Annotated in this window: 3 protein-coding genes; 1 reads left to right on the forward strand and 2 read right to left on the reverse strand. The window is 35.6% G+C overall.

The genetic code is table 11. From position 1 onward, the window contains the following. Positions 1-132: 132 nt before the first annotated feature. The gene (locus F607_RS0125890) at positions 133-402 is read left to right on the forward strand and encodes a hypothetical protein (RefSeq protein WP_027710328.1); all 270 of its coding nucleotides are present in this window, start codon (positions 133-135) and stop codon (positions 400-402) included. Positions 403-500: 98 nt separating this feature from the next. On the opposite strand, the gene hemG is transcribed toward F607_RS0125890, so the two are convergent. Beyond that, entirely contained in the window at positions 501-1,043 is a 543-nt protein-coding gene (hemG, locus tag F607_RS0125895; RefSeq protein WP_027710329.1) for a menaquinone-dependent protoporphyrinogen IX dehydrogenase, read from the reverse strand. Positions 1,044-1,373: 330 nt separating this feature from the next. Then, on the reverse strand, positions 1,374-2,648 hold the full coding sequence (locus tag F607_RS0125900) for a hypothetical protein (protein ID WP_027710330.1): 1,275 nt from the start codon (positions 2,646-2,648) through the stop codon (positions 1,374-1,376). Positions 2,649-3,198: the final 550 nt, after the last annotated feature.

Raw genomic sequence — 3,198 nt, forward strand, 5'->3', positions numbered from 1 at the left:
CTAGGGCTTGATTACTTACACAGGGTACTAGTAGAAGGAAGTGTTAACCTGGCAGTATTTCGGCACTCCCTGAAAGTTTTGTCCTGTACATAGGGATTTAATGCAAAAATAACATCCAGTGGTAACAGTGGCTTGGATAATGATGATGTTGAAGGCTCTTATGTGTTATCACTACCCAAAAAACTATACGACTTTGAAAATGCACCCTGGACAGCCTATAAAGATAAAAGCAAAACACAAGAAGCTGCTAAGTGGTTCCAAAATAATAAAAAGGTCAAAACCTATAAAACACTTGACGCCGCTTTTTACTTAAGCTCCGAGCAAGAAAAGAAAAAAGCTATTAAGAAGTGGATAACCGAAGACAGCAGTAAAATGGTTGTGTATCAAGAGTATTTTGATTAATACAAAGGCTAGAGCAGTGCTGACTCAAATAGTGTTAACAGCCCCTGGATAAAGCACATCGAGAAAGCTGTCGCAAGGAAGCGGCAGCTTTTGCATAATTATGCCGATGACAAAATCAAGTCAGAAAATTTATTAGAAAAGTCTGTTACCTGTGACCAGTCTGTAAACTCATAGTCCTTACTTGTATCTGTAGGACCATTTGTCATCTTCATAATGAGTTTAACGAGTAATTTATCAGTCAGAGCATATTTAGAATACTGTAGTGCTCCTGCAAAAACACCCACCATATCAGGACGAAAGTTCAACTCTAGAAGCCACTTTTTCAGATAAGGGTTCGAGTCTATCTGGTCCCGATTAACTTTTCTGGCTGTGAGATTAACTGAAATAAGCCCTGTTTGCTTGGCATCTAACTGCTGACTATGCACTTTAATCCACCGTGTTAAGGCTTTTGGGTGCGCACCATGTCTTACTCCACCCGCTATGAGTACAGCAGAATACTTTTCTATATTGATTGACTCACCGTTAGCAGTCAGTGCTACGACACATGTTGATAGCTGACACGACATATGCTGAGCAATAAACTGCATGATTTTTTTAGTTTGACCATCACGGGAATAATATAGTAAAAGCACGGGTTTCATTATACAGCCCAACACATTCTATTAATACTTAAATATCTTTGCTGGAATAAAACACATCGTATTGGGATAAGGCAATAGGTACAGTAATCATTTTTCAACTAACGTTAACTTACATCAATTTTTAAACATGTAATGCACAAATCCTAACGTCATGAAAAATAATACTATACCCTTCACGAATTATTTCTAGGTTTTGCTATCTTCACTCCTCACCCCAATCACCTATTAATATAAGCTCATGGGGCTTCGTCACTCGATGGCCGCACCCTTGTGCCCTTGGGGTATAAAAACCATTCGTATTGGGTATATTATTCACATAAGTGGGAAGGGCTAGCCAACATGAGACTGTTGACTTTTTAAATCAAGATACTGCTTTTCTAAGTGTCGATAATCGTGAGATATTTTCTTTAGCCTGTTAAGTACACTATTATACGATTGCCTTATTTTTTCTTCATCGGTTTTGTCTGATAAACGCTTTATTTTCTCATCCTTTTTACTAAGATCAATCAACAGATTTTTATTTTCCAGTTCCAGCTGATTAACCATAGATAATAATTGCTCAGTTTCCTGCTTGTTTTTTTCAACCATTCGTCTTATTGCCACATCATCTTTTACAGCATCACGCATACTATTAAACGATGTACTTTCTAAGGCAACAACTTTATTTTTCAAGATAGTAATAAAATTATGATCTTTGTAAATTTCTTCTTCTAATAGCTTAATTTGCTCTTGAGCTTCATCAATCAAGCTTGTCATATTAAGTATAATCTTATGAGATTGTTCTTGATCTACCCCAACTTGCATTTGATGAATATACGCTTTATAGGAATCTTTCAGTCGCTCCAGATAATCAACTCTTTTTTTATAGAAAGCAATCTCACGTTTATGCTGCTCAACAACAATTTTATTGTACTCTTCTGACAAAGTACCTTCAATTTTTCCTGTATGTTTTATATATCGCTCAGTAATGTATGAGAAAAGTCGGTTTAAACCAGTAATTAACTCGTTAAATTGCTCACTAGTATTATCACTTTTTCTAAATGACTCTCTTTCAAGTTTTAGAATTGCCTTTAGCAATGTATAAGCACTTTGATTAGTCATATGGCCAATAGCAATCGCACTTAGAGGGATCGTACCAAATCGGTATTCCTGATTCTCTACCTCCTTTAGCCTTTCATCAATTATATCTTCATAGCTTTTTTGCTTAGTAGCTAAAAGCTTCTTACATTCATTTTGAAGTTCTTGCATTAAATTAGCGTAGCCTTCGCCGGCTAATCTTTCATAGTCAGGGTAGTTCTCTGCTTGTTCAAGCGCCCTCAATTCAATTAATATAACATTTCGGCGAACAGTATAAATATGTACTTTTGTAATATCTTCAGTTAAAAATGACGACACCTCCTTTTCTTCTGGAAGTTCTGCGTAATGATCTAATTTACTTAAATGTTTTTCGAGTTGAGTGAGTAGTTGCTTATCATTCCCCTCACCCGAATTGAGCTTTTTAAGATGAGATGATAGTTTATAATAGCGATACAATACAAAGCAGGTCATGCATACTGCAACCCCCACCACTTCCAGTAAAATGATCTTTGTATAGTCAAGCTCCATCCCTTGCACTCCATTGCCTTTAATAACCGTGACGACATTATGATTGTTTTATTTCATTATTTAAACTATGTCGTTTTTATGAAAAATTGCCTAAGGCTTTATAATTCATAACATACAGTCTTTATTGCATACTCCTGACACAACTTACCCATCAACTCTCCTTATTAAGCCAAAAGGCAAGGGATTAAAGTGCTGTATAACATATTTTCAATCTTTTCTATAAGCTAGTGTTACCTGTTACAAGGTTGTCATATAGCATAAGACAGCTATTGATTAACAGGTATAGTATATACCTTTAACTACAACCTAACATCAGCTAACAAAACATAAAGTATTGATTGCTTTTTAATGAAAACTTGCTTGATATGATCAATCAAAAAAACATCAATGGCAAAATGCAATCTCTCAAGGGGTATACCCTTAAAAGAGTACACCCACAGTAAAGAAAATATGAAAATATAACGCGATGCTCGACTTTTTAGCCTATTAATTTAGCTAACTGAAGAGGAGCATTGCCTTGGTTCCTATTAAATAATACACACAAACTGTG

The organism is Zooshikella ganghwensis DSM 15267, from assembly GCF_000428585.1.
In the GTDB taxonomy this organism is placed as follows: Bacteria; Pseudomonadota; Gammaproteobacteria; order Pseudomonadales; family Zooshikellaceae; genus Zooshikella; species Zooshikella ganghwensis.

Excerpts from the sequence above, each read along its gene's own strand:
- F607_RS0125900 (WP_027710330.1), bottom strand. The coding sequence starts at position 2,648 with ATGGAGCTTGACTATACAAAGATCATTTTACTGGAAGTGGTGGGGGTT.
- hemG (WP_027710329.1), bottom strand. The coding sequence starts at position 1,043 with ATGAAACCCGTGCTTTTACTATATTATTCCCGTGATGGTCAAACTAAA.